Source organism: Parvibaculum sp. (assembly GCF_049672805.1).
GTDB lineage: Bacteria > Pseudomonadota > Alphaproteobacteria > Parvibaculales > Parvibaculaceae > Parvibaculum.
Genome location: NZ_JBATWS010000296.1, coordinates 1 through 5,846 on the forward strand (window position 1 = coordinate 1; position 5,846 = coordinate 5,846).

General features: G+C 62.2%; 5 protein-coding genes and 1 pseudogene. 1 reads left to right on the forward strand and 5 read right to left on the reverse strand.

The window, feature by feature from the left end:
* Positions 1-274 (reverse strand): annotated as a pseudogene (locus WBF74_RS09465) (protein-disulfide reductase DsbD family protein); the annotation flags it as partial.
* Between the two features lie 195 nt (positions 275-469).
* Here WBF74_RS09465 and WBF74_RS09470 point away from each other — a divergent pair.
* On the forward strand, positions 470-1,081 hold the full coding sequence (locus WBF74_RS09470; protein ID WP_424438666.1) for a YqgE/AlgH family protein: 612 nt from the start codon (positions 470-472) through the stop codon (positions 1,079-1,081).
* Positions 1,082-1,087: 6 nt separating this feature from the next.
* On the opposite strand, the gene WBF74_RS09475 is transcribed toward WBF74_RS09470, so the two are convergent.
* From WBF74_RS09475 to WBF74_RS09490, 4 genes are all read right to left on the reverse strand, one after another.
* The gene (locus WBF74_RS09475) at positions 1,088-2,791 is read right to left on the reverse strand and encodes a putative bifunctional diguanylate cyclase/phosphodiesterase (RefSeq protein ID WP_424438678.1); all 1,704 of its coding nucleotides are present in this window, start codon (positions 2,789-2,791) and stop codon (positions 1,088-1,090) included.
* Between the two features lie 30 nt (positions 2,792-2,821).
* A complete protein-coding gene (locus tag WBF74_RS09480; RefSeq protein WP_424438669.1) occupies positions 2,822-4,042 on the reverse strand; it encodes a hypothetical protein in 1,221 nt (406 codons plus the stop codon).
* Positions 4,043-4,066: 24 nt separating this feature from the next.
* The gene (locus tag WBF74_RS09485; protein ID WP_424438672.1) at positions 4,067-4,654 is read right to left on the reverse strand and encodes a GNAT family N-acetyltransferase; all 588 of its coding nucleotides are present in this window, start codon (positions 4,652-4,654) and stop codon (positions 4,067-4,069) included.
* Positions 4,655-4,727: 73 nt separating this feature from the next.
* Positions 4,728-5,846, reverse strand: a 1,119-nt coding sequence (locus WBF74_RS09490; RefSeq protein ID WP_424438675.1) for a M16 family metallopeptidase, incomplete at its 5' end; no start/stop codon positions are given.

A 5,846-nucleotide genomic window follows, 5' to 3' on the forward strand; every position in this document is an offset into this window, starting at 1 on the left:
GCCAGCGCAGATCAACAGAAGCGACATTCTCCGAAGCAGACCAATCAAAGAGCGGCGCGAAGCCCGAATCGCCGGCCCGTTTCCAGTAGGTCTTCCAGCCAGGCGCGAGGCCGAGTTCAAGCCCGGCAAGGAAAGGCGCGCCCTCATGCGCATCCTGTGCGGCAACCAGCGCAATCCGCGTCACGGCTTCCGCCCCGCGCGCCTGCGCCGCCGCGGGCATCAGGGTTGCCGCCGCAAGCCCCGCGAAAAGCGCGAGAGCCTGCCCTTTCCTCATTAACCCTGCCTTCTTCATCCGCCCCTCACGCCGCCACGAAGCCGCCATCATGCTCTCGCCATAATAATCGCAATCAATTTGCCGCACACATGACGGCTTTGTCATCAGCGGCAGACGTGACATCCGCCGCGCGAAAGTGCAGGATTTCAACATCCGGCGCCTGTTGCGCCCATCGACACGGAGGCAGTGTACGCCATGAGCCTTATGTCGTCCGGTCTGACCTACCGTCCCGACGAAGACGGCTTTCTTGAAGGCAAGATGCTGATCGCCATGCCGGGCATGAGCGATGATCGCTTCGAGCGCACGGTTATTTACATGTGCGTCCACAATCCCGATGGTGCCATGGGCATCGTCGTGAACAAATCTGCAAACAATGTGACCTTTCCCGATTTGCTGGAGCGGCTCGCCATTCCGGTTTCCGGCGACCGGCGCGCGAATGAGATCAGGTGTCCCGTGCTTGCTGGCGGGCCTGTGGAAGTGGGGCGCGGTTTCGTGCTCCACACGCAGGATTACTTCTCGGAAGAATCCACGCTGCCGGTGGATGAAGATGTCGGCCTCACGGCGAGTGTCGATATTCTGCGCGCCATGGCATCAGGTGCTGGCCCCAGCCGCGCGCTTCTCGCACTCGGCTATGCAGGATGGGCGCCGGGACAGCTTGATGCGGAAATTCAGGCGAATGGCTGGCTCCATTGCGACCCGGACCCAGAGCTTCTTTTCGGGCTCGATCTTGATGCGAAATATGACGGCGCGCTCGCAAAGCTCGGCATCAATATTTCGCTTCTGTCGGCAGAGGCCGGGCACGCCTGAGGCGGCTTATCGCTTCCAGTGATGCGCGATGAAATCGAGCGCCTCTGCCGCGCGCATGGGTTGGCCGAAATAATAGCCCTGCCCATAGTCACAGCCCATGGCGCGCAGGTCAGCGGCCTGCGTCTCGCTTTCCGTTCCCTCCGCCACAACTTCCATGCCGAGATCATGCGCAAGCGTGACCATGGAACGGATGATGAGCGGCGTTTCGCGATCCGCCGACATGCCCGCCACGAAGGAGCGATCCACCTTCAGCGTGTCAAAGGGGAAGCGTTGCAGATAGCTCAGGCTTGAATAGCCCGTGCCGAAATCATCGAGCGAGAGACCCGCACCCAGTTCCTTGAGGCGGCGGAGCATGCTGGCCGCAAATTCCGGATTCTCCATGACGAGAGATTCCGTCACTTCAAGCTTCAGCGACCCGCGCTCGATATCGATGCGGTTCAGCACACGTTTCATATCGTCGATCAGATCGTGGCGCAGCAGCTGCCTGCTCGACACATTGACGCTTGCGAAAAGCGGCTTTTCCATCGGGAAAAGTTTCTGCCAGGTAGCAAGCTCCTCGCTTGCAGCACGAAGCGCGAAGCGGCCGATCTCGGTGATGATGCCAAGCTCTTCGGCCAATGGCACGAAACTGTCCGGCGTGAGAAGCCCGTCTTTCGGATGGTTCCAGCGGATCAGCGCCTCAAAGCCGCGCACCACCCCGTCATGCAGCGACATGATGGGCTGGTAATAGACTTCCAGCTCGCGCCGCTCAATGGCGTGGCGCAGATCCGTTTCGAGCGTGAGGCTGTCATCCGTATCCTTGCGCATGCCCGGCTCGAAAAGCTCGATCCGCGCCTTGCCGGATTTCTTCGCCCGATACATCGCAATCTCGGCTTCCGTCAGAAGTTCGACGGGATGCTCATGCGTATCCTCGCATATCGCGATGCCGACGGAGCAGGTCGGATAGACCTCGTGATCGGCAATCTCGATGGGCTGGCGCAGGAACTCGCTTGCCTGTTCGGCAAAGGCGAGCGCATCGCCGCGCTCGGTGCGCGTGGTGAGCAGCACCGCAAAGGCATCACCGCCAATGCGGGCGACCGTGTCATCCATGGTGACAAGCGATTCAAGGCGGCGGGCAACGGCGATCAGCAGCGCATCACCGCCTGAATGGCCAAGGCTGTCATTCACCGTCTTGAAGCGGTCGAGATCGATCAGCAGCAGCGCAGCGCGCGGGCGCTCCAGCAGGCCCCGACGGCGAATGGCGCGCTGCATGCGGTCCATGAAGAGCGCGCGGTTCGGCAGGCCCGTCAGGCTGTCATGCACGCTGTCATGCATCAGCCTTTCTTCGGCGAGTTTCTGCGCCGAAATATCTCTCACCGTGCCGATGCAGCGTGTCGCGTAATTTTCCGGCCCTGCAACGCAGCTTGCCGCCAGCGCCACCCAGCGGAAAACACCATCTGAATGGCGCATGCGAAACTCGAGCGAGAAGGACACATTGCCCCGACCGATATAGGCATTCAGCGCGGTGCGATAGGTTTCGCGGTCGGCGGGATGCATATGTTCGCGCCACGAGACTTCATTGCCGCCAAGCGTACCTGCATCAAGTCCGAGCATTGCCTCGACGGAAGGCGAGACATAGAGATTATCGCTCGCAATATCCCAGTCCCACACGCCCATGCGCGCGCCGGTGAGAGCGAAAGCGTGGCGCTGCTCGCTGCGCAGCGTGCCGATATCGCCGCGGCGGCGGCCGCCTTGCGCGTGCTAGGCGGCGGCGAAGGCAAAAAGCGTGAGGGCTGCGGTGAAGACACCGCCCGCAAGCGCAGTACCCGTGAAATTGCCAAGCCAGCCGATCGCGTGGAAGGCTGCGAGCACGCCCGAAATGAGGAAGAGCGCCGCGCCCGGAATGAGCAGCTGCGCCGGGCGCACGCCGCGAAGTGCTGCCATGACGACAAGCGGCGCCCCGCCGAGAAGGGCTGCTGCGAGAAAGAGCCGGACATAAAGCGCGCCGCCAGAGGGGATGAGCAGCGCAAGCGGAATGCCTGCGAGGACGGCATAGCTCAGCCAGCGCGTTGCCTGCGCCAGTTCGACAGAGCGGCGCTCGCTTTCAAGGAAGAAGCGTTCCAGCGTGAAGATGGCAGCCGTGAAAAGCGCGAGCGCTGCCGTGCGGCAGAAAAGATCCCACCAGGGCGAGAGTGAGAGCAGGCCGCCGAAATAGCCGAACTCGGCAAAGAGCACGAGAAAACCGGCCCCGAGCACCATTGCCGTCGCGCGCGCGGCGGCTACCCGCGTGAGGATGCCGAGCGCTGTCATATAGACGCTGAACGCGGCGATCACCGCGAGCATACCGCCTTCGATGAAGGCGAGGCGGCGGGTGAAACCTTCCCATGCGGCTTCATGCCAGAGATAAAGCCCCGGCTCGCCGCTGCGGTCTGCATGCAGCGCGACCGTCATGCTGTTCTGCGGATCACCGAACAGCGCGTAAACGGAAAAGCCCGCCTTTGCCCGCGAGGCCTGTGGCTGGGGGTCTTCCCCGCCTGCCGTGAGCGCACGGTCAAAAGTGACATGCGGGCGCGGCCAGAACAGATTTGCGAAACCATCCGCACGACGATCTGCCACGAGGAGACGGATTATCGGCTCCTCACCCCGATTGCGCAGGGCAAAGGCGTACCAGACACCTGTTGCGCCCTCTCCGTCCGACAGCACGATGGTTTCGTCATCCAGCGTGGAGAGATCAAGCGCTTCCGCTTCCTCCAGCGCTTCACTGCTGATATCGGCAACGCCATTCGAAGGTGGCTCGATGGTGAGGCGCTGGCCTGCGGCTTCATAGGTTTCCGCGAAGGGTGACAGGTCGATTACGGGGTGGCTGTCATCCATCGCAATCGCATCCAGCGCTTCAGCCGCGCCGGAACCCAGCGCGAAGGTGAGCAGCATGGCTGCGAGCGCAATTGTCCCGCGTACCGATCCCCGAACCCCTCGCCGCATCCTTATAAACTTCCCTTCACTCGTTCAGCGCCGTGGATCGTCGCTGAGAATTGCGTACACGACATGATCGCGCCACGCACCATTGATCCGGAGATAGCCCCGCGCAATCCCCTCTTCCGTGAAACCGCATTTGCGGAGCACCGCACGGGACCGCTCATTCTCCGGCAGACAGGCTGCCTGAAGCCTGTGCAGTTTAAGCTCTTCAAAGACGAAGGGGATAAGTGCCCGCACGGCTGCGGTTACGTGCCCCCTGCCCGCATGTATCTCCCCCGCCCAATAACCAAGCGAGCAGCTTTGCTGCACGCCGCGCTGCACACCGGAAAGCGTGGAGCCACCTACCAACACATCATCTTGCTGGCGAAAGATGAAGAAGGGATAAGCCTGATCTTCCCGAATTTCACGCTGATAGCGGCGCAGGCGGCGGCGGAAGGAGGTGCGGGTCAGATCATCCACCCCCCATGTCGGCTCCCAGGGCGTGAGAAAGGCGCGGCTTTGCTGGCGCAACGTCGCCCATTGCAGGAAATCCGTGGGAAGCGGGTTCCTCAGATAAACGCCGTCGCCATGGATTGTGGGTGTCACATCCGGTCTCGACATTGAACGAAGAAATGCCATGACCCGAAGCGCCCCGCCTGTCCGTGACGCCTGATCGACGCCTCACCCTCCCGGAATCGCGTTGCCCGCGACCCTAATGGGCGAATCTTGCCGCGATACGGTCGTAGGATTCAAGCCCGCCATTACGCCCCTCAAGCGGGCCGATGGCAGAAAGCGCAAGGCCCGGCCCTTTAAGGAGGCGGGTCGCATAACGGCGCACGGCAGCGGCATCCACCGCGTCGATCTTCTCGATCAGCTCATCAATCGGCAGCACGCGGCCATGAACCATATATTGCCGCGCAATCTGCTCGGCGCGGCTGGAGGAGCTTTCAAGCCCCATCAGAAGCCCCGCCTTGATCTGCGCGCGAGAACGGGCGACCTCTTCCTCGGTAGCGTCTTCGCCAAGGCGGCCCATCTCGCCCGCCAGCACGGGCACGAGTTCGGCCACCTGATCGGGCGATGTCCCGGCATAGACGCCGAAAATGCCGGTGTCGGCGAAGGACCAAGAGAACGCGAAGACGGAGTAGCAAAGGCCGCGCTTCTCGCGCACTTCCTGAAAGAGGCGCGAGGACATGCCGCCGCCGAGCACGCCGGAGAAGACCTGCGCGGTGTAATAGTCGGGATCACGATATTGTGGGCCTTCAAAGGCGAGCGCGAGATGAACCTGCTCCAGATCGCGCATGGTGCGGCGTTCGCCTGTGCCGAAACGGGCGATCTCGGCGCCGTTCGTGCCCCGCGTCGGCAGCGCGGCGAAGCGGTCCGCCGCGAGCTTCACCAGTTCCGCATGATCCACGCCGCCTGCGGCTGCGAGCACCATGCCGGGCGCGAGATAACGCGCATTCATGTAGCCCTGCAGCTCGTTGCGGCTGAAGCTTGAGACAGTGTCCACCGTGCCGAGGATCGAGCGGCCAAGCGGCTGGTTTTCGTAGGCTGCTTCGAGCAGATGGTCGAAAACGACATCATCCGGCGTGTCATGCGCCTGACCGATTTCGGAAATGATGACGCCGCGCTCGCGCTCCAGCTCATCGGGATCGAAGACGGATTTCTGCAGAATATCGGCGATGATATCGACGGCGAGGGGCACATCCTGCTTCATCACGCGCGCGTAATAGGCGGTTGCCTCATGCGTGGTGTGGGCGTTCAGATGACCGCCAACGGTTTCGATTTCTTCCGCGATCATCAGCGCCGAGCGGCGTTCCGTACCCTTGAAAGC